The organism is Aminobacter niigataensis (assembly GCF_946995915.1).
GTDB lineage: Bacteria > Pseudomonadota > Alphaproteobacteria > Rhizobiales > Rhizobiaceae > Aminobacter > Aminobacter niigataensis.
The window spans coordinates 4,220,151-4,243,607 of record NZ_OX341517.1 but is presented as its reverse complement, the minus strand read 5'-3'; the positions used below and the strand labels follow the sequence as shown (position 1 = coordinate 4,243,607).

Genomic DNA, 23,457 nt, shown 5'->3' with positions numbered 1-23,457 from the left:
ATAGAGGCCGGATCGAAATTGTGTTCGGGCCTGGCAAATGCGCTTAACCACTGACTTCTGGGTGTCGGCCCTGTTGCGCCGGATTTTCGGCGAGGGCGGCTTTGGCGCGATCCTCAGCCGGGGCGCACTTGAAGCCGGCGCTGTCTTCATCCTGACCCGCGATCGTTTCGGCCGCACCAGCCTCTACGGCCCGGCGCCGCAGACGAGCTACGACATGGCAAGACCCGATGAGCGCCAGTTCAGCCTGCTGGAAAGCGACGATGACGGGACGGCGATCGAAAAGCGGCTCGAGCGCGAGCGGCGCTTCGACCCCGATATCTGGGTGGTCGAGATCGAGCCGGGCCAGACCGAAATCAAGGATCTGGTGTCTCTTACGACGCCCTGAGCTGATCACCCTTTGAGCCGGCTGCCCCTGGTTTAGGCTGTAGCCTGTCCGCGTTGCCGCGGATGCTTGCGCCGACCGCCGCTGCCTTCCAGTCGCGCACGCGGTCGAGCGCTACGTCGCGATGCAACAGCCGGTAGCGCTCAAGGAACAGCCTGATGGCTTCGGCATGGGCGAACTGGCCAGGGAATGTCGTCGCGGTGAGAAGGAATGCCTGCTCTTCAGGCAGGTCTAGCGCCTTGAGCGCGTCAATGAGCGAAGAGTAGCCAGACTTCTCGGTGATCGAACGGGCCGTCTGGAAGTCGATCTCCAGCGCGTCGGCGAGAGCGGTCTGGAAGAATGTGCCGTTGCCGGTAAGGGCGGTCGACTTGAGCCGTTCGTAGGCCGGCGCACGCGTTTGTCCTTCGGTCGATGTCGACTGGTGCGCCGTATTGGGTGTCATCATCGAGCGCAGACGGCGGCGGACGTTTTCGGCAAGTTCGCCCGGGGCGGGAATGTTCGGCGTGTCCTGCACCGCGTCGATTGTCGTTGCGGCTGTCGCTGTGGCGACTGGCACTTCGACCTGTTCCGTCGTTTCGGGGTACACCAGGCGTGGGCGCTCGAGCACCCGGATCAGGTCGGCGATCGTCTGGTTGAGGCCGGGGCGGCGGGCAATCGCGCGCGCATGCGGCAGGCCATGGCGTCCGATCAGCGCGATGAGCGCGACATCCGACAAGACAGGCGAACGGATCAGCAGCGGCGCGGCAATATCGACGCTTTCGTCGCTCAGACGGCGAACGAGGCCGGGCGGCGCATATTCGGTTTCGGAAAGCGCGGCAGAGACATACCGGCGCGCCTCCACCGAAACCTTTTCGAATAGGGGAAGGGTAAGGTCTTCAAGTTGCGCGATTTCGCGGCGCGATGGACGGGGCAGCGCACAGAAGGCGGAAACCGCTGCCCGGAAGAGCCGCTCGGGCTTTCCGGTTTCGCGACCGATGGCAATTTGCCTGAAGTCCGATGCTGACACGAACGGATACGCCTGACACAACCTTGCACTGCCCTGGGATGAGGCGGACGTCGCTGCATCCATCCTCCCGAAGGTGAACATAAACTTAGCGAAGATTTGTTAGCGGACTGTTAACTTTGGCGTTAAGGAAGTCATTCATTAACAAAGACTTATACGCGGATCATCACGCAAAGGCCGAATTGCCCGTTTTCAGCCGGCGACCTGTGACGTGGCAATGCTGCTGCGTTCACAGACCGCTCACGCCGCATTGGTATGAATGCAGCGTCGAAAGCGGAGCCGCAGCGCCTAAATTGAATCAAATCCGTGACGGTAACCGACTGTTAACTCTCTACTGGCGTTATCGCGATGGAGGCGTTGCGTGCTTACTCCGGTTGAACCGAGAGGGAATCGCGAACCATGGGCAGCATAGTGTCATTCATGCCGCGTCGTGCGACCGTCCACCGGGCCCCACGTACAGCGGAAGCGTCGGCATCCATCATCATCTTTCCGGGCGTGCGTTACGAGCGCACCGGCGGCACGACTTCGTCGCCCGACAATCGCGTCGAAGGCGACAATCGCCGCAAGGATCCGTTGCCGCGACATTGACGATGGCGACTGCCAAGCTCAGGCGACGTAGTTCATGCGCTGCTACGGCGTATGATTACTGGATTTCGCAGCTGATGCCGTCGAGGAAACGCGACACGATCGGCTTCCAGCTGTCGTCGGGAACAAAGGCACGAACGACGACGATGCCTTCGTCGATCGGCGTTTCCACGAAGATCGATTTTTCGAATTCAGACGGCAATTCCTTGCGCAGATCGATCATCTGCGCCGGTGTGAGCACGACGAAATCGAGATTGCCGTCGGTCGCGGTGCGGTCATTGAAGCTGTAGATGTTCTGGCCGCTGCGATCGTAGACCGAGGCCGACCAGTAGGGGACCTTGCCGGCATTGTCGATGCGGACGACGCCTTCGCCGAGATCGAAGCGGCAGGCGGCTTCGTAGAATGACGGGTCGAGCGACTTCACCACCGGTGCGCCGCCAATCTCGTGGTCGAGGCGGACAACCTTGTTGGGCCCGGCCACCATGGCCAGGCGTGACCATGCATCCCGCTCGGAAAAGCTGGGTACCAGCAGCAGGATGGCGATGTGGGCGATGCCGGCGCCGACCAGCCCGATGGCCAGGGCATGAAACAGCCTACGCATTGCACTGGACCCTGACGATGCGAGGCATTTCGATGCCGGACAGGCCAGTGCTGCTGGCGACGGGCGTGTCGTAGAGGGTCAACACTAGGTTCATTTCGCCGGCTCCCGATACCGGCAGCCAGTTTCCGGGCTCAGGCCGCGCGCCGACAGCAATCTCGATGGAATTGTCGGGCTGGCGCAGGATTTCGAAGGAATGCATCGACGGATCGCGGCGCATGCCCGACTTGAGTGTCATCTGCGCCTTGTCGGTCGCATAGAAAGTCCAGAACCGGGCAACCGGCAGCGATCCCTCGACGCGATAGCTGCATTCGCTTCTCAGGGTCACGCCGCTGGAGTCTCGGTCGGCTACGAAACTGAGGCCTTCGGCGCGGCCGAGCGCAAGCATGCCGTCGCGTGCGACGCGGGCCTTCGAATAGGGATCGGCTTCGGGCGTTCCAATATCGGGAAACGCCGTCCATGGGCCGACTGCGACAGCGCCGATGCCTTCCTGCGAATCGAGAACCATCGCCACGCTGGCGGCACCGCCGCCAACCGCAACCGCGAGGGCGATAACTATCAGAAGCGATTGTTTCAGCATGAGCCGCCGCAGGATGGAGTTGGCGGAGGAATATCCCGCCATGCGACCGGAAGGCAAGCCGGGAAGGGCTGCAACCGGTACGGGAATGATCGCTGGCCCCTCAATTTGGGAACAATCACAGCGCTGACAGCGTCTCGGGTTCGGTCGGCGGGGTGATGGCGGGCGCCTTCTGGAAGACATCCGCGATCGCGCGCAATGCCCGCGTGGTCGTGCTCGACAGGACCGGAGGCCGGTCGGCGGTGTCGGCTGCCGGCGGTTGGGTTCCACTCTTTGCGGCTTCTTCGGCCTTGGCGATGGTCGCCGGATCGACGAAGGGGTTCTTGATGCCGGGGATGGGCCTCAGGTCGATGTTCTGGTGGGCATAGGCCATGAAACGCTGCCATACCATCGCCGGCAGCGAGCCGCCGGTCATGTTGTTGGTGGGCGAGAAGTCGTCGTTTCCGAGCCAGACGGCGGCCGTATAGTTGCCGGTGTAACCGACATACCAGGCGTCGCGATAAGACTGGGTGGTTCCGGTCTTGCCGGCCGAGCGGATGTTGGGAAGCGCTGCCCGGCGGGCCGTGCCGACTTCGGGAATCTGCACCATGATCGAGTTCATCGATGCCACCGCCTGCTCGGACAGCACCCGGTGGGGCGGTGGCGCGTCCTTGCTGTAGTCGTAGATGAGCTGGCCGGAATGGGTGACAAGCTGGGTGATGCCGTGGCGGGTGCCGACGATACCGTCCTGGGCAAGCACGCTGTAGCCCGTGGCCTGGTCCATGACCGTCAGGCCCGATGTGCCGAGCACCATGGTCTTGTGCGAGCTGACGGGAGACTCGACGCCCATCGCCTCGGTCATCGCCTTGATCGGCGGTATCGACAGGTGATCCTTGGCAAGGCGCACGGGCACGGTGTTGATCGATTTGACCAGCGCGGTCGTCAGCGACATGCGGCCGGAGTAGCCGCGCGTGTAGTTCTTGGGCGACCAAGCACCCCAGCTGATCGGGCCGTCCGAGATGACCGATTCAGGCGTGAAGCCGTTTTCCATGGCGGTGGCGTAGACATACGGCTTGAATGACGAGCCGGTCTGGCGCTGTGCCCTGGTGGCGCGGTTGAACTGGCTGGCGCCGTAGTCGCGGCCGCCGACGATGGCGCGCACCGCACCGTTGGTTTCGATCACGACAACGGCGCCTTCGGTGACGCGGTACTCCTTGCCGAACTGACGCAGGTGGAACTCGACCGATTCCTCCGCCGCCTTCTGGATGTTCATGTCGATCGTGGTGCGCGCGACGAGCGAATGGATGCCCGATTTGGCTGCGATCTTCTTGACCTCGTCGAAGGCCCAGTCGAGGAAATAATCGGGGCTCTTGCGGTCGCCGCGATCGACGATGTCAGCGGGATGGAGACGCGCCGACAGAACCTGGCCCTCGGTCATGAACCCTGCCTGCACAAGGTTGCTGAGCACGACGTTGGCGCGGGCGCGGGCGGCCGGAAGGTTGATGTGCGGGGCGTATTTGGTCGGGGCCTTGAACAGGCCGGCGAGCATCGCCGCTTCTGCGAGGTTGAGGTCCTTGACCTGCTTGCCGAAGTAGAAATCGGCCGCGGCCGCAATGCCGAACGTGCCGCCGCCCATGTAGGCGCGGTCGAGGTAGAGCTGGAGAATATCCTTCTTCGACAGGTTCGATTCGAGCCAGAGCGACAGGAAGGCTTCCTTGACCTTGCGCTCGACGGTGCGCTCGTTGGTGAGGAACAGGTTCTTGGCGAGCTGCTGGGTCAGGCTCGATCCGCCCTGGACGACGGAGTTGGCGCGGACGTTTTCCGACATGGCGCGGATCAGGCCGAGGAAATCGATGCCGTAGTGATCGAAGAAGCGCCGGTCTTCGGTCGCCAGGACGGCCTTGATGACGTGGTCGGGCATTTCGTCGACCGGGACCGAGTCGCGCTGGATGATGCCGCGCTGGCCGATTTCATTGCCGTAGCGGTCGAGGAAGGTGACGGCGAAGTCGTCCTGGTTGCGCCAGTTGCCGGTTGTTTCCTGGAAGGCCGGCATGGCGAGCGCGAGCATCACCACCGAGCCGGCGGCGGCCATGGTGAACCCTTCGCTCAGGACCTCGATGACACCGCGGCGCCAGCCCTTGACGCGGAAGCGGCGGAAGAAAATGGTGGCGCTTTCCCAGAACTGCTGCGTGCGGAAACGCAGTTCGTAAAGCGAAGAGTCGAGCCAAGCATCAAGAGCGAGCAGGCCTGCTGCCAGGCGGCCTCGTTTCTTGCGTGGTTCTACGGGATTTTCCATTCGAGACGGGTCCGGCACGTGACTGCAGCTTATACCTAAATACGGGTGCTGGCGAATTCAGGGCACGCGTCCCTCGGCCCACGGTTGACTTGTCCCCGATTTTCGACGCCGCGACAAGAGGGGGGCGGCAAGCAGCCTGCGGAACAGGAAAATGCACTTCGATAGGAATATATTCTTGACACCGTGACGGTGCTTTGATAGTGTCCGGCTATCGTCAAAGAAGTGTAGCCAAAACGGGCAGCACGGCCAGGCGGTTCTCCCAATCATGATGCTGGAGGTTTCGTTGGTCGCGAGAGCGGACGAGCGATGGCGGGCGCTGCGCGCGCTCCATGAGGGCGCGACGCCGGACGTCGAGCTATTGTCGGTGGCAAGCGGCTATGCCGTGGCCAAGATAGAAAGACGTGCCGCGCGGGACGGCTGGATTGCCGCCGACGCTTTCGCCGACCGGTTGGCCCGGTTGGCAGATTCGCTGATCGCGCAGGCAGAAGCCCTGCAGCCGGAAAACGAAGGCGGTTTCGACAAGGCGCAGGTCGACATGGTCGGCTCGATCATCAGGACGGTCGAGAAGATCAACGAATTGATGCGGGGAGGCGAGGCAGCGAAAATGAGCCAGACGGAGCGAGATGCAGAAATGGCAGATGTGCTCGCAAGGATCGACCGACGCATCGTCGAACTTGCCAGAGACTATGCAAGAGTGCTTTGCGCAAACGAATCTGAACTGGCGCCAAGGTAGCCTGATCGCAAGAGAGTGGTATCGGTCGGCGCGAATCCAGCAATATCTGCTCGAAGCCGAGCCGGCGACGTGGCTGGTGGTGGGCGGGCGTGGCGCCGGCAAGACCCGGCTGGGGGCCGAGTGGGTCAATTCCATGGTGCGTGGGTTCTCGCCTTTCGCATCCGGGCGGCATTCGCCGATAGCCTTGGTCGGAGAGACCCTTGCCGACGTGCGAGAGGTGATGATCGAAGGACCGTCTGGCATCGCAACGATTTCGCGTCATGACAGGCCGCGTTTCGAGCCGAGCCGCAAGAGGCTGGTCTGGGACAGCGGCGCCGTGGCACAGATTTTCTCCTCGGAGGACCCCGACAGCCTGCGTGGGCCGCAGTTTCAAGCTGCCTGGTGCGATGAGCTTGGATGCCCGGCGATCGACAAGGGGCCGAACCAGCCCAACATGTTTCCGGACGTCAAATCGTCCGAGAACGGAACGCCATACTTTTCGAACGGCGGCCGGTCGGACATTGCACAGCGCCGCCTGCTCGAAGCGCACGCCGCGCATTGGGATCCGGCGTCAGCCGGCTTCAACGGGGCGCACAATCCGCTGTCGCCGGTATATGGCGGCCGCATGGTCGATGTGGCGCGCAGCTACGTTTGGGCGTGGGACGCGCGTCCCTATCCGGTCTTCCCACTGCAGTCGCGAGTCTGGTCCGATGGCGCCGGCTGGCATCGCGGCCATTGGCTGAACGGCCGTTTTGGCAGCCCGACGATTGCCGATCTCATCAACGCCATCCTGCGCGATCATGGACTGCCGCCGGCCAATGTGGATGGCGTCGAGGGAACGGTCACCGGCTATGTGATCGCCGACCCGGCGTCGGCGCGGGGCGCGCTCGAACCGCTGGTCGACTTGTTTGGTCTTTCCGCGAGCCAGCAACCGGGCGGACTGGCATTCAAGCGGACGACAGCCTCGAACATCGCCGCAATCGAACTGACCGACCTCGCGTTTGACGGCGAGAACGCCGTGGCCGAGACCGCACGCAGCCCCGATCACGATCTGCCGGCGGAGGCGATCCTCAGTTTCCGCGACCCGGTTGCCGACTATCAATCGGCTTCGGTCAGGAGCACGAGATTTGCCGCTGAGGGCAGTCGCCAGCACGGCCTGTCATTTCCTGGCGTGCTGGAAGCCGGGCAGGCGCGGATGCTTGCCGACGACTGGATGCGGCGGACCTGGCAAGAGCGCGAACGTGTCAGCTTCGCCCTGGCCGAGCCACGGGCGGATATCGTGCCCGGCACGATCATCAAGCTTCCTGTCTCCGGCAGCACGTCTGAATTCCTCGTGACCGAGATCGAACAGGGGTTGGTTCGCAAGGTTGCCGCACGGCAGATGGCGCGATCGGTGCCGGCGCCCTGGCGTTCATCGAATCCTGGCGTTGCAGCCACCGCCCCGGTTGTTGCGGGACAGCCCCACGCCGTATTTCTCGATCTTCCGATGATGGATGGCAGCACGGCAAATCCGCACCTGCAATTTCGCGTCGCGGTGACGCAAACGCCCTGGAGGAGCCAGGCGCTGTTCGTTTCACCGGAGGAGACCGGCTTTGCGTTGCGCGGGTCGGTCGGTCGCCGTGCCGACATGGGCGTGCTCACGGCGATGCTGGCGCCCGGAACGGAAGGAAGGATCGACCGCGCGACGGCTTTGACCGTTGAGCTTTACGGAGGCGAGCTGGCGAGTGTCAGCCGGCTGCAGCTTCTCAACGGCGCGAACCTCGTCGCTGTGCGGTCTGCCGGGGGCGCCTGGGAAGTGCTGCAATTCGAAAGTGCCGAGGAAATTGCACCGGAGATTTGGCGATTGCGCGGGCTGTTGCGCGGGCAGTTCGGGACCGGCGATGCCGCTGCCGCCGGCGCTGCGGTTGGCGCAGACCTGGTCGTCCTCGACGAAGGGGTGGTGCCTTCCGGTTTGTTGGCCGGCGAGGCCGGTTTGCAGCTCAACTGGCGCGTCGGTCCGCTGGGTGCAGATTTCTCCAGCGCCAGCTTCTCTGCATCAAGCGAAACAGGAGGCAAGCGCGCGCTGATGCCATTTTCTCCCGTTCACCTCAGGGGAAGGCGGGCGGGAGCCGGCGATCTTTCGCTGTGGTGGATCAGGCGTGGACGTATCGACGCCGACAGTTGGGAAGCTAGCGACATTCCGCTCGGCGAGGAGCGGGAGGAATATCGCGTCGAGGTATCGGCCACAGGCGGTGGCGTGCTCCGCTCGGCCACCGTCTCGACGCCGGCCTGGATCTACGCTGCGGCGGACATCGTTGCCGATTTCGGCGTCCCGCCGCCGGCGGTCGACATCACGGTGCGCCAGTTGAGCGTCGCCGCAGGCCCGGGCCTTCCTGTCACAAGACGGTTTTCGCTCGCCTGAGGCGGGTGGGTCATTCAGCTGAAAGGATCGAACATGTTGAACCTGAAACCCTGGTATCTCTCGCGAACGATCTGGGCCTCGGTGGTGACCATGCTGGTAGGCGGGGCCGGGCTTGCCGGGTTGCCGCTCGACGGCATCGACAACTCCGCGTTGACCGATACCATCCTGCAGGCGATCACTGCTCTTTCGGGGCTGGTTGCGATCTTCGGCAGGTTGGCGGCGAAGCAACGCATCGGCAAAGGCTAGCAGACTTGCAATGGCGTCGATTGCATGAATTCATCGTTCATTCCACGTTCAGCACTGGCGTATTAGAAACCTCGACATGAAAACGCTTCGCTCCATATTCCGGCCAACGATTGCAGCGCTCAGCGCGGCCGGCCTTTTCGCCGTCTCGGCGAACGCCGCGCCCTTGCGCACGTTGGAAGGCGGCGAGATCCTGGTGGCGGCCGCAGATTGCTATTCGATCGGCCAGCAGGTGGCCGACCAGCATGGCGGCACCTTGGCGCGGGCTTCCGAATCCAATCAGGGCGGGCAGTCGGTCTGCGTGATCGTCGTGCTGGTGCCTGCAAAGGATGGCCAGCGTCCGCGCCGCGTCGAGGTCGTTGTGCCGGCCAACTAGTCCGGATTTCCCGCACGCCCGGAATCGCCTATATCTTCTGCCATCGTTCCACTGGTCGCAAAATCGCATGCGCATACTCGTCGTTGAAGATGACAAGGACCTGAACCGCCAGATCTCCGAGGCGCTGACCGACGCCGGCTATGTCGTCGACAAGGCCTTTGACGGCGAGGAGGGGCATTTTCTTGGCGACACCGAGCCCTACGACGCGATCGTGCTGGACATCGGCCTGCCGCAGATGGACGGCATCAGCGTCGTCGAACGCTGGCGCCGCGAAGGCCGCAAGATGCCGGTGCTGATGCTGACGGCGCGTGACCGCTGGAGCGACAAGGTCGCCGGCATCGACGCCGGAGCTGACGATTACGTCACAAAGCCGTTCCACATCGAGGAAGTTCTGGCGCGGGTGAGGGCGTTGATACGCCGCGCAGCCGGTCACGCCTCCTCGGAACTGTCGTGCGGCCCGGTCAGGCTCGACACCAAGGCGTCCAAGGCCGACGTCAACGGCGTGCCGCTGAAGCTGACCTCGCACGAGTTTCGCTTGCTCGCCTATCTCATGCACCACATGGGCGAGGTGGTTTCCCGCACCGAACTGGTCGAGCACCTCTACGACCAGGACTTCGACAGGGATTCCAACACGATCGAGGTGTTCGTCGGTCGCCTCCGCAAGAAGATGGGGATCGATATGATCGAAACCGTCCGCGGCATGGGCTACCGCATGCGCGAGCCGGAGGCCTAAGGCGGAACAGCTTCGCAAACGACTGGGTCGCTGGAAGCGCTACGTGCTGGGCCTCGGCCCGCGTTCGCTGGCATTTCGCGTCATCGCGTTTTCGACGGTGTGGGCGATCCTGGCGTTTGCGCTGATCTTCACGGTCATCAGTTCGCTCTACCGACAGACCAGCGAGCGCGGTTTCGACAGCCTGCTGTCGGCGCATCTCTTCAATCTCATCGGCTCCGTCGGCGTGTCCGACAGCGGCACGCTCACCGGAGGCCCCGATCTCGGCGACCTCAGGTTCTCGGAACCGGAATCGGGCTGGTACTGGTCGGTCGAGCCGGTCTCCAAGGGACTTGTCGGGCAACTGCGCTCGTCGTCGATGACCGAACCGGTGGCGTCGCCGAGCGTCGATGACGTCCCGTTCAATACCGAGTTTCAACGCCACTACCGGGTCGATGGCATCGTCGGCGAGGAACTGGAGGTCTTCGAGACCGAGTTCGTGCTGGATTCGCAAAACCGCATCGCGCGCTTTCGCGTGATGGGCAACCGCACGGAACTCGAGGACGAGATCAGAGGCTTCGAGTGGCGTCTATTCACCTATCTGTCGCTGTTCGGCTTCGGCATGATCGCGATCAACGCGATAGCGATCCTGCTCGGACTGCAGCCGTTGACGCGGGTCCGCAATGCGCTCGCCATGGTCCGCGAGGGCACGGCGCAACGCCTGACCGGACGTTTCCCGGCCGAAATCCAGCCGCTCGCCAACGAGACCAATGCGCTGATCGAAAACAATCGCCGCATCGTCGAGCGGTCGCGAACCCAGGTGGGCAACCTGGCGCATTCGCTGAAGACGCCGCTCGCGGTGATGCTCAACGAGGGGCGTGCGCTTGGCGGTACCAAGGGCCAACTCATCGCCGACCATGCGACGGCGATGCAAAAGCAGATCGACCATTATCTCCAGCGGGCACGGGTCGCCGCGCAACGCGAGAGTGTCGTCTACCGAACTCCCGTCGCACCGCTGTTGCAGCGCATGGTTCGGGTGATGGAAAAGCTGACCCGTGGCACCAGGATCACCTTGACCTTGCCGGAAACTGAAGTGGTCTTCGCCGGAGAACGGGAGGATCTTGAGGAGGTTGTCGGCAATTTGCTCGAAAACGCGATGAAATGGGCGCACAGTGCCGTCAAGGTTTCGGTGGAGCCGGTAGCAGCTGTCGGCGAAGAACCGCCGCGCTTTTTGCTCCAGATCGAGGACGACGGCCCGGGAATTCCTGAGGACAAGGCGCGCGAAGCGATGCAGCGCGGCAAACGCCTCGACGAAACAAAACCGGGCACCGGCCTCGGTCTCGCCATCGTCGCAGACCTGGTCAAGGAGTATGGCGGGGCGCTTCGATTGGAGCGATCGGCGATGGGCGGATTGAAGGCCGTCGTCGAGTTGCGCGGCGTGCAATAGAAATGGCTGGCCGAATCGGCCCCATTTCGGCCAAAGATGCAATCTAACGCGGCGCCAAGCCCTTGTAAGCGGACGCAAATTCGGAACCGGTGATGAGCATGAGACTTCGGGTGGCACTGGTTGCGGGACTGCTTGCCGGCTCCGGATGCACGACCTCCGGTTTGAGCAGCGGCGGCGGAATCGTGCCGGCGCTCGGCGGCGGCGATAGCGGTGCTTCTAATGGCAAGGTTGCAGCGCGCATCATCAACGCGATGGATGGCGGCTTGATCGGGGGTACGATCGGCAATGGCCTGAGCGATGGTGACCGGCGCAAGGCGCTCGAGGCCGAGTACCGCGCACTGGAATATGGCCAGGGCGGACAGGGCGTTGCCTGGAAAGGCGCGGGCCGTTCCGGGGAAGTCGTCGCCGCACAGCCGTATCGGGTCGGATCGCAGGACTGCCGCCAGTATTCGCAGACCGTGTTCACGACAGGCACGCCGCTGGTTGCTCGCGGTACGGCCTGCCGCAACGCGGATGGCAGCTGGACGCCCTTGACCTGAATTGTCACGCGTTGTTGCTTTGGCAACAGCGCCCGCCGTCAATAAGCCGCAGGACGGAGATGTTGGCAGCATGGAGGCTGCTAGCTATTTAGGTGCCATGCTGTTCTGGGTCATAGCCGCTGTATTGACACTTGGTGCGAGCCTTGCGGTTCTGTTGCCCTTGGCGCGACAGGCCGAAGGCGAAGCCGACACCAGCCACGACCTTGAAGTCTATCGCGATCAACTGACCGAACTCGACAAGGATGCCGCGCGCGGGCTGATCGCGCCCTCCGAAGCCGAGCAGGCACGCGCCGAGATTGCGCGCCGTATTATCAAACTCGATGCGGAAAGCGGGTCGAAGGCGAAAAGCGAATCGCCGCTTGCGCCGCGGCTGGTCGGCGTTGTCGCCGTGCTGGCGATTCCTGTGCTGACCTGGAGCATCTACACGGCGATCGGCTCACCGGATGTGCCGTCGCAGCCCTTGAAGGCACGTCTCGAGCAGAAGCCGGCCGACAGTTCGGTCGACGAACTGATTGCCCGTGCCGAGGCGCATCTGATCGCCAACCCATCGGATGGCCGAGGATGGGACGTTTTGGCGCCGATTTACCAGCGCATGGGCCGTGCCGACGACGCCGTCACCGCCTATCGCAATGCGATCCGCCTCGAAGGCTCCACCGCCGCACGTCAGTCGGGTCTTGGCGAGGCAATCGCCGGCGTTTCGGGCGGCATCGTCACTTCGGAGGCCAGCGTTGCCTTCGAAGCCGCACTCAAGCTCGAGCCTGCCAATCCAAAGGCCCGCTATTTCCTGGGCCTGGCTCTGGCCCAGGAGGGCAAGGTTGCCGAGGCGGCCATCGCCTGGCGTCAGCTGGCCGAGAGCTTGCCGGCGGATTCGCCATGGCGTTCAGTAGCCGAACAGGCCGTTGCCCAGGCAGAAGCGCCTGGCGCCCCGGCTAACCAAGCGGCGGGTGCTCCCGGGCCGAACCAGAGCGACATTGATGCTGCAGCCTCCATGTCGTCGGGCGATCGCACGGCGATGATCGAAGGCATGGTTGCGACCTTGGACGAGAAGCTGCGCCAGAACCCGCGCGATCCGGAAGGCTGGCTGCGGCTGGTGCGTTCCTATCAGGTGCTCGGCAAGACCGAACTGGCCCAGGAAGCGCTGGGGCGTGCCTACGAAGCGCTTGGCCGCGATAGTGACGATGGCCGGAAGCTCACCGAACTGGCCGGCTCGCTTGGCCTGAAGGTCACGGAGTAGCCCATGACGCGCAAACAGAAACGCCTGTCGGTCATCGCCGGTGCGCTGGTCTTCCTAGGCGCGGCGACTGCGCTTACCTTCTATGCGCTTGGCCAGAAAGCATCCTATTTCTACATGCCCGCCGACCTGCAGGCGGCGACCCTCGAGCCAGGCCAGCGCATTCGTCTCGGCGGTCTCGTCGAGAATGGAACCATCGTTCGCGGCCAGGGCACCGAGGTTGCGTTCGGGGTGACCGATTCCGAAGAAACGGTCAAAGTGCGCTACACTGGCCTTCTGCCCGATCTGTTTCGGGAAGGGCAGGGCGTGATCACCGAGGGTAGCTTTGGATCGGACGGCGTGTTTGTCGCCGACAGCGTGCTGGCCAAGCACGATGAGAATTACATGCCCAAGGAAGTCGCCGACAGCCTGAAGGAAAAGGGCGTCTGGCAGGAAAGCACGCAATGAACGGCGGACGGTGCTGACATGGTCGAAATGGGTCACTTCGCGCTTGTCCTGGCGCTCGTCTTGTCGCTGGTGCAGTCGCTGGTGCCGCTCTACGGAGCCTACAAGGGCGACGCGAAGCTGATGGCGGTCGGCGGTCCCGTGACCGTCACCGGTTTCGCCATGATCGCGCTTTCCTTCACGGTCCTGACGCTGGCCTACGTCCAGTCTGACTTTTCGCTCGTCAACGTCTGGGAGAATTCGCATTCGCTCAAGCCGATGATCTACAAATTCACCGGCACATGGGGCAATCACGAAGGCTCGATGTTGCTTTGGGTGATGATCCTCAGCTTCTTCGGTGCGTTGGTTGCGGCCTTCGGCAGCAATCTTCCGGCCACGCTTCGGGCAAATGTGCTCGCCGTCCAGGGCTGGATCGGCACGGCTTTCCTGCTCTTCATCCTGATCACGTCGAACCCTTTCGCCCGACTGATCCCGGCGCCGATCGAAGGCAAGGATCTCAACCCGATCCTCCAGGACATCGGCCTCGCCGTGCATCCGCCGCTGCTTTATCTTGGCTATGTCGGCTTTTCGGTCTGTTTTTCCTTCGCCGTGGCAGCCCTGATCGAGGGGCGCATCGACGCTGCGTGGGCGCGCTGGGTACGCCCATGGACGCTGGCCGCCTGGGTGTTCCTCACCGGTGGCATCGCCATGGGCTCCTACTGGGCTTATTACGAGCTCGGCTGGGGTGGCTTCTGGTTCTGGGATCCGGTCGAGAACGCCTCTTTCATGCCCTGGCTCGCCGGCACCGCGCTGTTGCATTCGGCCATCGTCATGGAAAAGCGCTCGGCGCTGAAGATCTGGACGCTGCTGCTTGCCATCCTGACGTTCTCGCTATCGTTGCTCGGCACCTTCCTGGTACGCTCGGGCGTGCTGACGTCGGTGCATGCCTTTGCCAGCGATCCGAGCCGAGGCGTGTTCATCCTCGGCATCCTCACCGTGTTCATCGGCGGTTCGCTTGCGCTGTTTGCGCTGCGCGCGTCCTCGCTGACGGCCGGCGGTATCTTCCATCCCATCTCGCGCGAAGGCGCGCTGGTGCTCAACAACCTGTTTCTCACCACGGCCACTGCCACCGTGCTGATCGGCACGCTCTATCCGTTGGTGGTCGAGGCGCTGTTCGGCGAGAAGATTTCGGTCGGCGAGCCGTTCTTCAACCTCACTTTTGGCCCGCTGATGATGCCGCTCCTGGTGCTCGTGCCGTTCGGGCCGCTGCTCGCCTGGAAGCGCGGTGACGTTGCTGCGGTGGCGCAACGGCTGATGTTCGCATTCGGCGCAGCTCTTCTGGTCGTCCTCGTCACCTTCCTGTTCATCGACGGCGCTTCGGTGTTCGCCGCCCTTGGGGCAGGGCTTGCCACCTGGCTGGTGCTCGGAGCCCTGACCGACCTCGCGCTGAAGGCCGGCATCGGCAATGTCGCGCCAAAGGTCGCGCTGCGCCGCTTCCTCGGCCTACCGCGATCGGTGTTCGGTACGGCGCTCGCCCACCTCGGCCTTGGATTGACCCTGCTCGGCATCGTCGGGGTGCTGTCGTTCGAGAAGGAGGCGATCCTCGTCATGAAGCCCGGGCAGGTGCTGGAGATCGCCAGTCACCGCCTCCGCTTCGAGGGCCTGCAGCCTGTGCGCGGACCCAATTTCACCGAGGACCAGGGCCGCTTCTCACTGCTTGGCCCTGCCGGACAGCCGGTTGCCGAGATCGTCTCGGCCAAGCGCTTCTATCCTGTCCGCCAGATGCCGACGACGGAGGCCGGCATCAAGACGTTGTGGCTCAGCCAGCTCTACATCTCGCTGGGCGATGAAGCCAACGACGGAGCGGTGGTCGTGCGTGTCTGGTGGAAGCCGCTGGTGACCTTGATCTGGGGCGGCACGCTGGTGATGATGGCGGGCGGCTTTGTGTCGCTGATGGACCGTCGCCTGCGCGTCGGTGCGCCGGCGAAGCGCAAGTCCGCCGACAAGAAACCCAGCCCGGTCGCGACATGAAGACGAAACTGCCGGCCATTGCAGGCTTCCTCGCCGCCTTCCTTTTCGCGGGGACGGCGCTTGCGGTGAAACCCAGCGAGATGCTTGCCGATCCGAAGCTGGAGGCGCGCGCGCGCCTGCTGTCGGAGGAGTTGCGCTGCATGGTCTGCCAGAACCAGTCCATCGACGAATCCGATGCCGAACTGGCCGCCGACCTGCGCGTGCTTTTGCGTGAGAGGCTGGTCGCCGGCGACAGCGACGAACAGGTGATGGACTACATCGTCTCGCGCTACGGCGAGTTCGTCCTGCTGAAGCCGCAGTTCAACCTGCGTAACGCCTTGCTGTGGGGCACGCCGCTCCTGCTGCTGCTCGGCGGCGGCGCTTTCGTTTTCTTGTCGGCGCGCTCGCGCCGCCGGCAGGAACCGGCCGCCTTGAGCAAGGACGAGCAGGAAGCGCTCGACGCGATCCTGCGCAAGGACGTCTGACACGACAAACATTACGAAAGTTTCATGCTTCGGAAATGGTGCCGTAATGTGAGCCTCTCTATCTCTTGAGCCATCGGATGCGAATCCAAGGCATCCCGTTCAAGAGGATCAGAGACTATGAGCAACGCTCCCACCTCCCTTTCGCGTTCGCGCAAGCGTTTCATGGCTGCCGCCGCTTCCGTTGCCCTCGCTGGCGCGATTGGCATTGGCGCAGTTGCAGGCGGAACGGCACCGGTTTTCGCCGAAGCCGTGCGTGTCGAGGCACCTCAGGCGCCAGGCTTCGCCGACGTCGTTTCGCAGGTTTCCCCTGCTGTGGTCAGCGTCCAGGTCAAGGCCAAGATTGCGCCGGCATCAGACCGTGGCGACTCGCCTTTCTCAGACCAGCAGGGTTTCGACAACCTTCCCGACAATCATCCGCTGAAGCGCTTCTTCCGCCAGTTTGGCGAAGATGGCACCCAGAACCGCGCTCCGCGCTCGAACCGTGGTGACCGTGGCCAGATGAAGCCGCGTCCGGTTGCCCAGGGGTCGGGCTTCTTCATCTCCGAGGACGGCTATCTCGTCACCAACAACCACGTGGTCGAAGACGGCAGCGCCTATACGGTGGTCACCGACGACGGCAAGGAATACGACGCCAAGCTGATCGGCACCGACCCGCGCACTGATCTGGCCGTGCTCAAGGTCGAAGCCGACGCCAAGTTCACCTATGTCGGCTTTGCCGATGACGCGAAGGTGCGGGTCGGCGACTGGGTCGTGGCTGTCGGCAATCCCTTCGGCCTCGGCGGCACCGTCACTGCCGGTATCGTCTCGGCCCGCGGCCGTGACATCGGCGCTGGTCCTTACGACGACTTCCTACAGATCGACGCTGCGGTCAACCGCGGCAATTCGGGCGGTCCCGCCTTCAACCTCAATGGCGAAGTCGTCGGCATCAACACGGCCATCTTCTCGCCTTCTGGCGGCAATGTCGGCATCGCCTTCGCCATTCCTGCCTCGACCGCCAAGCAGGTGGTGCAGGACCTGATGAAGAGCGGCAGTGTCCAGCGCGGCTGGCTCGGCGTTGAAATCCAGCCGGTCACGTCGGACATCGCGGAGTCCCTCGGCTTGAAGAGCGAGAAGGGTGCCCTTGTTGCAAGCGCCCAGGACACCGGCCCGGCCAAGAAGGCGGGCATCGTTGCCGGCGACATCATCACCGGCGTCGACGGCCAGGATGTTGCCTCGCCCAAGGAACTGTCGCGCCTGATCGCCGGCATCACGCCCGGAAAGTCGGTCGACATCACGGTCTGGCGCAATGGCAAGGCCGAAACGGTCAAGGTCGGCCTCGGCGAGATTCCGGGTGGCGACAAGCAGGCCTCTGCCGATCAGTCGGCTGAACCCGGCGAACCGACCTCGCTGGCAGACCTCGGCCTGACCGTCACGCCATCCGAGGACGGCAAGGGTCTCGTGGTCACCGATGTCGATCCGTCCAGCGATGCCGCCGATCGCGGCATCCAGGCTGGCGACGTCATCACCTCGGTCAACTCGGTCGAGGTCAAGGGTCCGGCGGACGTCTCGGCTGCCATCGAGCAGGCGGCGAAAGCCGGCCGCAAGGCGGTGCTCTTCCAGATCAGCCGTGAAGACACCAACCGCTTCGTCGCCCTGCCTGTCGGCCAGGGCTGAACGGTCTCTCCCGTCGGGCGGTTTCATCACCCCCGAGCCGCTCGATGGGAGCTGACGGTGCCGGATAGTTTGTCAGTCTTCGTTCCGGCCCCGGCGGCAGCGGACTTCCCATCGCCCGCTGCCGCTTTCGCATGCAAGAGGAGTACGACATGGCGCCTCTGATCTCAGGCAAAATCGTTTATAACGGCGGCATGAAGATTCTCGTCATCGAAGATGACCGCGAGGCAGCGGATTATCTGCAGAAAGCTTTCGCCGAGGCCGGACATACTGCCCATGTGGCGGGTGACGGCGATTCCGGTTTCGCGCTTGCGGACGCTGGCGAATACGACGTCATGGTCGTCGACCGCATGCTGCCCCGCCGCGACGGCCTGTCGGTGATCGCCGGTCTGCGTTCGCGCGGCAATACCACCCCCGTCCTGATCCTGTCGGCTCTCGGCGAGGTCGATGACCGGGTGACCGGCCTGCGCGCCGGCGGCGACGATTACCTGACTAAGCCCTACGCCTTCTCCGAACTGCTCGCCCGCGTCGAGGTACTGAACCGTCGTGCGCCGGCCCGCGAATCCGAGACGGTCTACCGGGTCGGCGATCTCGAACTCGACCGGCTCTCCCATTCGGTCCGCCGCTCCTCGCAGGAAATCACCCTGCAGCCGCGCGAATACCGCCTGCTCGAATATCTGATGCGCCACGCCGGCCAGGTGGTGACGCGCACGATGCTGCTCGAAAACGTCTGGGACTATCATTTCGATCCGCAGACCAACGTCATCGACGTCCATGTCTCGCGGCTGCGCGGCAAGATCGAAAAGGGCTTCGACAAGCCGATCCTGCACACTATCCGCGGCGCCGGCTACATGCTCAAGGCCGGCTGATGGCGCTCAGGCTGCCGGCCATCATGAAAACCACGGCGGCGCGCCTTTCGGCGCTCTATTTGTTGCTGTTTGCCCTGTGTGCGGTGCTCCTGGTCTTCTACATGACGTCGCTGTCGGCGCGCATGCTGTTGGCTCAGTCGCAGGAAACCATCAACGAGGAAGTGCAGGGCCTCGGCCGCGCCTACCAGCGCGGCGGTATCCCGGTTCTTGTGCGCGTGGTCGAGCAACGCTCGCGCCAGCCGGGCGCAAACCTCTATCTGCTGGCCGATCCCAACGGTCGCATCCTTTCGGGCAATGTCCAGAGCATCCAGCCCGGTGTCCTGCAGCGCGAGGGCTGGACCGCTCTGCCGTTCTCCTACGAGCGCTATGGCGAGGCCTCCGGCCGACGTTCCCAGGGTGCTGCCGAGCAGGGTGAAGCCGAAGCCGCCACTGAAGTCGGGCACAATGCCATTGCCGTGGTCCTGCGCTTGCCCAACCAGATGATCCTGTTGGTCGGCCGCGACCTCGGCGAGCCCGAGCGTTTCCGCGACGTCATCCAGCGCTCGCTGATGCTGGCGCTCGGCATGATGGGGTTCGGCGGCTTGCTGATCTGGTATTTCGTCGGCCGCCGCGCGCTGAAGCACATCGACGGCGTTTCCGAGGCCAGCCGGCGCATCATGGGGGGCGACCTGAGCGGCCGCCTGCCGGTCACCGGTGCTGGCGACGAGTTCGACCGGCTGTCCGAGAACCTCAACGCCATGCTGGCCCGCATCGCCCATCTCAACGACGGGCTGAAGCAGGTCTCCGACAACATCGCCCACGATCTCAAGACGCCGCTGACGCGCCTGCGCAACCGCGCCGAAGCTGCATTGTCGGGCAAGAAGACCGGCGCCGATTATCGCGAGGCGCTGGAAGGCACCATCGCCGAATCCGACCAGCTTATCCGCACCTTCAACGCCATCCTGATGATTTCGCGGCTCGAGGCGGGCTACTCCGCCGAAACCGTGGCCAAGGTCGACCTGGCTGCGGTCGTTCGGGACGTCGTGGAACTTTACGAGCCTGTCGCCGAAGAACTGGGCGTCGGCCTCGAAGCAACGATCGACGGCGACTTTGTCGTCAGCGGCAATCGTGAACTGATCGCCCAGGCGCTTTCGAACATCGTCGACAACGCCATCAAGTATTCCGCAGGCGCAGTCGAAAAACCTCATGTCGATGTCACCTTGCGACGCGAGGGCGACGAAATCCGGGTCCAGGTCGCCGACAACGGCGAAGGCATCCCCGACGAAGGCGACCGCAAGCGCGCCACCGAGCGCTTCGTAAGGCTGGAAAAGAGCCGGTCGCAGCCGGGTTCCGGCCTTGGCCTCAGTCTCGCCAAGGCCGTGATGAAGTTTCACAATGGCCGGCTTGATCTCCTGCCCGGCAATCCCGGATTATCGGTCCTGATGGGTTTCCCCGGACCGAAGGACGAATAGATGAAAACTGCTGCCAGACAGAAAGCGACCGAATGGCGGCTGGAGCCCAAGATAGAGATCGCACCGCTCGATCCCGAGCGTGCCTGGCGGGAACTGTCCGAACTCGCCGTCTTGGCCAAGGAGGAGGGCCTTGATCGGCTCGCCTCGTTCCTGAAAGCCAAAGGCCCGGCCCAAGGGTTGCTCGCCGCAGTCTTCGACCTTTCGGAGTTCATGCGCCACAGTGCCAGGCGTCAGCTCGAAATGCTCGACCGGTTGTTTGACCGGTCGATCGAGCAGCGGCTTCAGGAAATCGGCGAAGCGATCGCGGCATCCCCCCGTGAGGAGGGAGTGACGGAGGCCACGCTGATGATGCGGCTGCGCCGGCTGAAGGCGGAGGCCCATTTCCTCATCGCACTGGCCGACCTCTCCGGCGAAGCAACCGCCTCTGCCAGCGTTCACAGGCTGAGCGAGCTGGCCGACCTTTGCACCGGTGCGGCGGTGAACTTCCTGCTCAGGGATGCGCATGACCAGGGCAAGCTCAAGCTGTCCGATCCCGACAACCCGACTGTCGGTTCCGGCTGGATCCTGCTCGGCATGGGCAAGCTCGGCGCCCACGAATTGAACTTCTCCTCCGACATCGATCTCGTCGTGTTCTTCGATCCCGAGGCGCCGGCGATCATTGACCCGCTCGAAGCGACCGAGTTGTTCGCGCGCCTGACTCGTCGCCTGGTCCGCATCATGCAGGACCGCACGGAGCACGGTTATGTCTTCCGCACCGACCTGCGCCTGCGCCCCGATCCCGGATCGACGCCGCTGGCGATCTCGGTCCACGCCGCACTGCACTACTATGAAAGCCGCGGCCAGAACTGGGAACGGGCGGCGATGATCAAGGCGCGCCCGGTGGCAGGCGACATCGCTGCCGGCGAAGCCTTCCTCAAAGAGCTGCAGCCCTATGTCTGGCGCAAATACATGGACTATGCGGCCATCGCCGACGTCCACTCGATCAAGCGCCAGATCCACGCCCACAAGGGTCACGGCGAGGTCGCCGTCAAAGGCCACAACGTCAAGCTTGGCCGCGGCGGCATCCGCGAGATCGAGTTCTTCGTCCAGACCCAACAACTGATCGCCGGCGGCCGCTTTCCCGAGCTGCGTGGCCGCGCCACCGTGCCGATGCTCGACCAGCTCGCCGTGCGCGGCTGGATCACCATGGAAGCCCGCGACGCCCTCGAACGGCAGTACTGGTTCCTCCGCCGCGTCGAGCATGCCATCCAGATGGTCGCCGACGAACAGACCCATACCCTGCCCGAGGACGACGAGGGGCTGGAGCGCATCGCCCACATGCTCGGCTTTGCCGATGCAGAAGCCTTTTCCAGGACCTTCCGCGCCTCGCTGCAGGAGGTCGAGCGGCATTATGCTGCGCTGTTCGAGGCAGCACCCGAACTTTCCGCCGGCATCGGCAACCTCGTCTTTACCGGCGATGTGGACGACCCCGATACGCTGCACACCCTTCGCCAGCTTGGCTTCCAGCGGCCTTCTGACATCTGCCGGGTCATCCGCAGCTGGCATTTCGGCCGCTATCGCGCCACCCAGTCGGCCGAAGCCCGCGAGCGCCTGACCGAACTCACCCCGGCGCTGCTCGAAGCCTTCGGCAAGACGCGCCGGGCCGACGAGGCACTGATGCGCTTCGACGAGTTCCTCGCAGGACTGCCGGCAGGCATCCAGCTGTTTTCGCTGCTCCAGTCCAATCCGGCGCTGCTCAAGCTGCTCGCCACCATCATGGGTGCAGCCCCCCGGCTTGCCGCCATCATCACGCGCCGGCCGCACGTCTTCGACGGCCTGCTCGATCCCGCATTGCTGTCCGAACTGCCCAACCGCGCCTATCTCGCAACTCGTCTCTCGGCCTTCCTCGAAAGCACCCGGCTCTACGAGGACGTGCTCGACCGCCTGCGTATCTTCGCCGCGGAACAGAAGTTCCTGATCGGCGTCCGTTTGCTGGCCGGTGCGATCGATCCTGCCCGCGCCGGCAAGGCTTTCTCCGATCTCGCCGACCTGACCGTGGGTGCTGCACTTGAAGCCGTCGAGGCCGAGTTCGCCCGCCGCCACGGCAAGGTGGCAGGCGCCCGGGTGGCAATCCTCGGAATGGGCAAGCTCGGCAGCCGCGAATTGACCGCCGGTTCCGACGTCGACCTGATCCTGCTCTACGACCACCTTGAGAACGCCGAGGAATCCGACGGCGACAAGCCGCTTGCCCCCTCGCACTACTATGCCCGCATGACCCAGCGCCTCATCGCGGCGGTATCCGCGCCGACCGCCGAAGGTGTGCTCTACGAGCTGGATCTCCGGCTGCGCCCTTCGGGCAACAAGGGGCCGGTCGCGACCCACATCTCGTCCTTCCGCAAATACCAGCGCGAGGAAGCCTGGACCTGGGAACACATGGCGCTGACGCGCGCGCGGCCCATCGCCGGCAACGCCTCGTTGTGCGCCGAGGTCGAAGCCGAGGTGGCCTCCATCATCGCCTTGCCGCGCGATACCTCCAAGGTTGCCGCCGAGGCGCGCGACATGCGCCAGATGATAGAGGACGAAAAGCCGCCGCACGACCTCTGGGACATCAAGCTTGTGCCCGGCGGGCTGATCGACCTCGAATTCATCGCCCAGGTGGCGGTGCTGACCGGCAGGATCGAAGGAGAAGGCCATGCCACCGGCACGGCCGACACGCTTCACCGGCTCGCGCCCGGCTTTGCCGACGCCCAGGTGCGGCAGGACCTGGTCGAGGCCTATGGGCTCTATTCGGCCATCACACAGATGACGAGGCTGTGCCTCACCGGTGCGTTCGAGCGGAACGATGTTCCGCCGGGGCTGTCGGACCTGCTGCTTGCGGCAACCGACCTTCCCGATTTCGGCGTGCTGGAGGCACATCTCAAGGAGACGTCGCAAACGGTCAGGACACACTTCGACCGTTTGCTTCGTGCGAAGCGCAAGTGAGGGCGGTGGGACGCCATGCTTGGGCTTCGATCAGCATCGGGGGTGTCGATGCAACAGGAGAAACCCCATGAGCAAGTCAACGAAGATCGCCATCGCCTTTCTCGCCCTCGCGGGCACGGCCGGCACCTCCGCCTTCGCCGCCGCGCAGCCCTCGCGCGGCCAGGGCATGAAGCCGCAGATGCGCTTCGAGCGGGCCGATGCCGACAAGAGCGGTGACGTCACCTTCGAGGAGTTCACGGCGGCGATGAACGAGCGGCTGGTCGACGCCGACGGCAATGCGGACGGCAAGATCACCGTCGCCGAGGTGGCCGACCAGATCCAGCGCATGCGCGCCGAGCGCATGGCCGAACGTCTCATCAAGCGGTTCGATGCCAATGGCGACGGCGAACTGACCAAGGCGGAGATCGAATCGCGCCAGAAGAAGATGTTTGCGCTGATGGATCGCAACGACGACGGCAAGATCGTCAAGGGCGAGATGCCGGGCCGCAATGGGCATGGCAAGCGTCACCAGCAGTAACGCCGGCTTGCCG

The 23,457-nt window shown here is 63.9% G+C and carries 22 protein-coding genes; 18 read left to right on the top strand and 4 right to left on the bottom strand.

Features of this window, described 5'->3' with window-relative positions:
* The first annotated feature begins 37 nt into the window (after positions 1-37).
* On the top strand, positions 38-385 hold the full coding sequence (locus O1Y97_RS20710; RefSeq protein ID WP_318762216.1) for a DUF1491 family protein: 348 nt from the start codon (positions 38-40) through the stop codon (positions 383-385).
* Here O1Y97_RS20710 and O1Y97_RS20705 read toward each other — a convergent pair.
* Positions 372-1,388 (bottom strand): DUF2336 domain-containing protein, encoded by a 1,017-nt coding sequence (locus tag O1Y97_RS20705; protein WP_108609989.1) that lies wholly within the window; start codon positions 1,386-1,388, stop codon positions 372-374. The two genes, O1Y97_RS20710 and O1Y97_RS20705, sit on opposite strands and share 14 nt — an antisense overlap.
* A 417-nt stretch (positions 1,389-1,805) precedes the next feature.
* Between O1Y97_RS20705 and O1Y97_RS20700 the strand changes: the two genes are divergently transcribed.
* Positions 1,806-1,973 (top strand): hypothetical protein, encoded by a 168-nt coding sequence (locus tag O1Y97_RS20700; RefSeq protein ID WP_183263554.1) that lies wholly within the window; start codon positions 1,806-1,808, stop codon positions 1,971-1,973.
* A gap of 55 nt (positions 1,974-2,028) precedes the next feature.
* On the opposite strand, the gene O1Y97_RS20695 is transcribed toward O1Y97_RS20700, so the two are convergent.
* The 3 genes from O1Y97_RS20695 to O1Y97_RS20685 all read right to left on the bottom strand — a co-directional run bounded on the left by O1Y97_RS20695 (position 2,029) and on the right by O1Y97_RS20685 (position 5,420).
* Positions 2,029-2,571: a DUF1254 domain-containing protein gene (locus O1Y97_RS20695; protein ID WP_108608833.1), complete on the bottom strand. Its 543-nt coding sequence runs from the start codon at positions 2,569-2,571 to the stop codon at positions 2,029-2,031.
* Positions 2,564-3,148: a DUF1214 domain-containing protein gene (locus O1Y97_RS20690; protein ID WP_183263553.1), complete on the bottom strand. Its 585-nt coding sequence runs from the start codon at positions 3,146-3,148 to the stop codon at positions 2,564-2,566. Before O1Y97_RS20690 ends, O1Y97_RS20695 begins: the two co-directional genes overlap by 8 nt.
* Before the next feature lie 115 nt (positions 3,149-3,263).
* Positions 3,264-5,420, bottom strand: coding sequence for a transglycosylase domain-containing protein (locus O1Y97_RS20685; protein WP_318762215.1), 2,157 nt, complete (start codon positions 5,418-5,420; stop codon positions 3,264-3,266).
* A 283-nt stretch (positions 5,421-5,703) separates the two neighbouring features.
* Here O1Y97_RS20685 and O1Y97_RS20680 point away from each other — a divergent pair, with 283 nt between their 5' ends.
* From O1Y97_RS20680 to O1Y97_RS20605, 16 genes are all read left to right on the top strand, one after another.
* The gene (locus O1Y97_RS20680; RefSeq protein ID WP_318762214.1) at positions 5,704-6,153 is read left to right on the top strand and encodes a hypothetical protein; all 450 of its coding nucleotides are present in this window, start codon (positions 5,704-5,706) and stop codon (positions 6,151-6,153) included.
* Complete coding sequence (locus O1Y97_RS20675) at positions 6,044-8,533, top strand: baseplate megatron protein TIM-barrel domain-containing protein (RefSeq protein WP_318762213.1); 2,490 nt, start codon at positions 6,044-6,046, stop codon at positions 8,531-8,533. The genes O1Y97_RS20680 and O1Y97_RS20675 overlap by 110 nt, the downstream gene beginning before the upstream one ends.
* A 33-nt stretch (positions 8,534-8,566) precedes the next feature.
* Positions 8,567-8,779, top strand: a complete 213-nt coding sequence (locus O1Y97_RS20670; RefSeq protein ID WP_055978469.1) for a hypothetical protein — start codon at positions 8,567-8,569, stop codon at positions 8,777-8,779.
* Between the two features lie 76 nt (positions 8,780-8,855).
* Entirely contained in the window at positions 8,856-9,152 is a 297-nt protein-coding gene (locus O1Y97_RS20665; RefSeq protein ID WP_108608829.1) for a hypothetical protein, read from the top strand.
* Between the two features lie 67 nt (positions 9,153-9,219).
* A complete protein-coding gene (locus O1Y97_RS20660; RefSeq protein ID WP_055978403.1) occupies positions 9,220-9,885 on the top strand; it encodes a response regulator transcription factor in 666 nt (221 codons plus the stop codon).
* Between the two features lie 46 nt (positions 9,886-9,931).
* Complete coding sequence (locus O1Y97_RS20655) at positions 9,932-11,308, top strand: ATP-binding protein (protein WP_318764253.1); 1,377 nt, start codon at positions 9,932-9,934, stop codon at positions 11,306-11,308.
* Positions 11,309-11,400: 92 nt separating this feature from the next.
* A complete protein-coding gene (locus O1Y97_RS20650; RefSeq protein ID WP_318762212.1) occupies positions 11,401-11,847 on the top strand; it encodes a hypothetical protein in 447 nt (148 codons plus the stop codon).
* A gap of 97 nt (positions 11,848-11,944) precedes the next feature.
* Positions 11,945-13,081, top strand: coding sequence for a c-type cytochrome biogenesis protein CcmI (gene ccmI, locus O1Y97_RS20645; protein WP_318764252.1), 1,137 nt, complete (start codon positions 11,945-11,947; stop codon positions 13,079-13,081).
* 3 nt (positions 13,082-13,084) lie between these two features.
* Positions 13,085-13,525: a cytochrome c maturation protein CcmE gene (gene ccmE, locus O1Y97_RS20640; RefSeq protein ID WP_318762211.1), complete on the top strand. Its 441-nt coding sequence runs from the start codon at positions 13,085-13,087 to the stop codon at positions 13,523-13,525.
* An 18-nt stretch (positions 13,526-13,543) separates the two neighbouring features.
* On the top strand, positions 13,544-15,532 hold the full coding sequence (locus O1Y97_RS20635; protein ID WP_318762210.1) for a heme lyase CcmF/NrfE family subunit: 1,989 nt from the start codon (positions 13,544-13,546) through the stop codon (positions 15,530-15,532).
* Positions 15,529-15,996 (top strand): cytochrome c-type biogenesis protein, encoded by a 468-nt coding sequence (locus O1Y97_RS20630; protein ID WP_183263535.1) that lies wholly within the window; start codon positions 15,529-15,531, stop codon positions 15,994-15,996. The genes O1Y97_RS20635 and O1Y97_RS20630 overlap by 4 nt, the downstream gene beginning before the upstream one ends.
* 117 nt (positions 15,997-16,113) lie before the next feature.
* Positions 16,114-17,649: a Do family serine endopeptidase gene (locus O1Y97_RS20625; protein ID WP_318762209.1), complete on the top strand. Its 1,536-nt coding sequence runs from the start codon at positions 16,114-16,116 to the stop codon at positions 17,647-17,649.
* Between the two features lie 191 nt (positions 17,650-17,840).
* Complete coding sequence (locus O1Y97_RS20620; RefSeq protein WP_108609987.1) at positions 17,841-18,515, top strand: response regulator transcription factor; 675 nt, start codon at positions 17,841-17,843, stop codon at positions 18,513-18,515.
* A complete protein-coding gene (locus O1Y97_RS20615) occupies positions 18,515-19,966 on the top strand; it encodes a sensor histidine kinase (RefSeq protein WP_108608821.1) in 1,452 nt (483 codons plus the stop codon). The genes O1Y97_RS20620 and O1Y97_RS20615 overlap by 1 nt, the downstream gene beginning before the upstream one ends.
* Positions 19,967-22,927 (top strand): bifunctional [glutamine synthetase] adenylyltransferase/[glutamine synthetase]-adenylyl-L-tyrosine phosphorylase, encoded by a 2,961-nt coding sequence (locus tag O1Y97_RS20610; RefSeq protein WP_318762208.1) that lies wholly within the window; start codon positions 19,967-19,969, stop codon positions 22,925-22,927. It abuts the gene before it with no gap.
* Between the two features lie 67 nt (positions 22,928-22,994).
* Positions 22,995-23,444, top strand: a complete 450-nt coding sequence (locus O1Y97_RS20605; protein ID WP_318762207.1) for an EF-hand domain-containing protein — start codon at positions 22,995-22,997, stop codon at positions 23,442-23,444.
* Positions 23,445-23,457 lie beyond the last annotated feature (13 nt).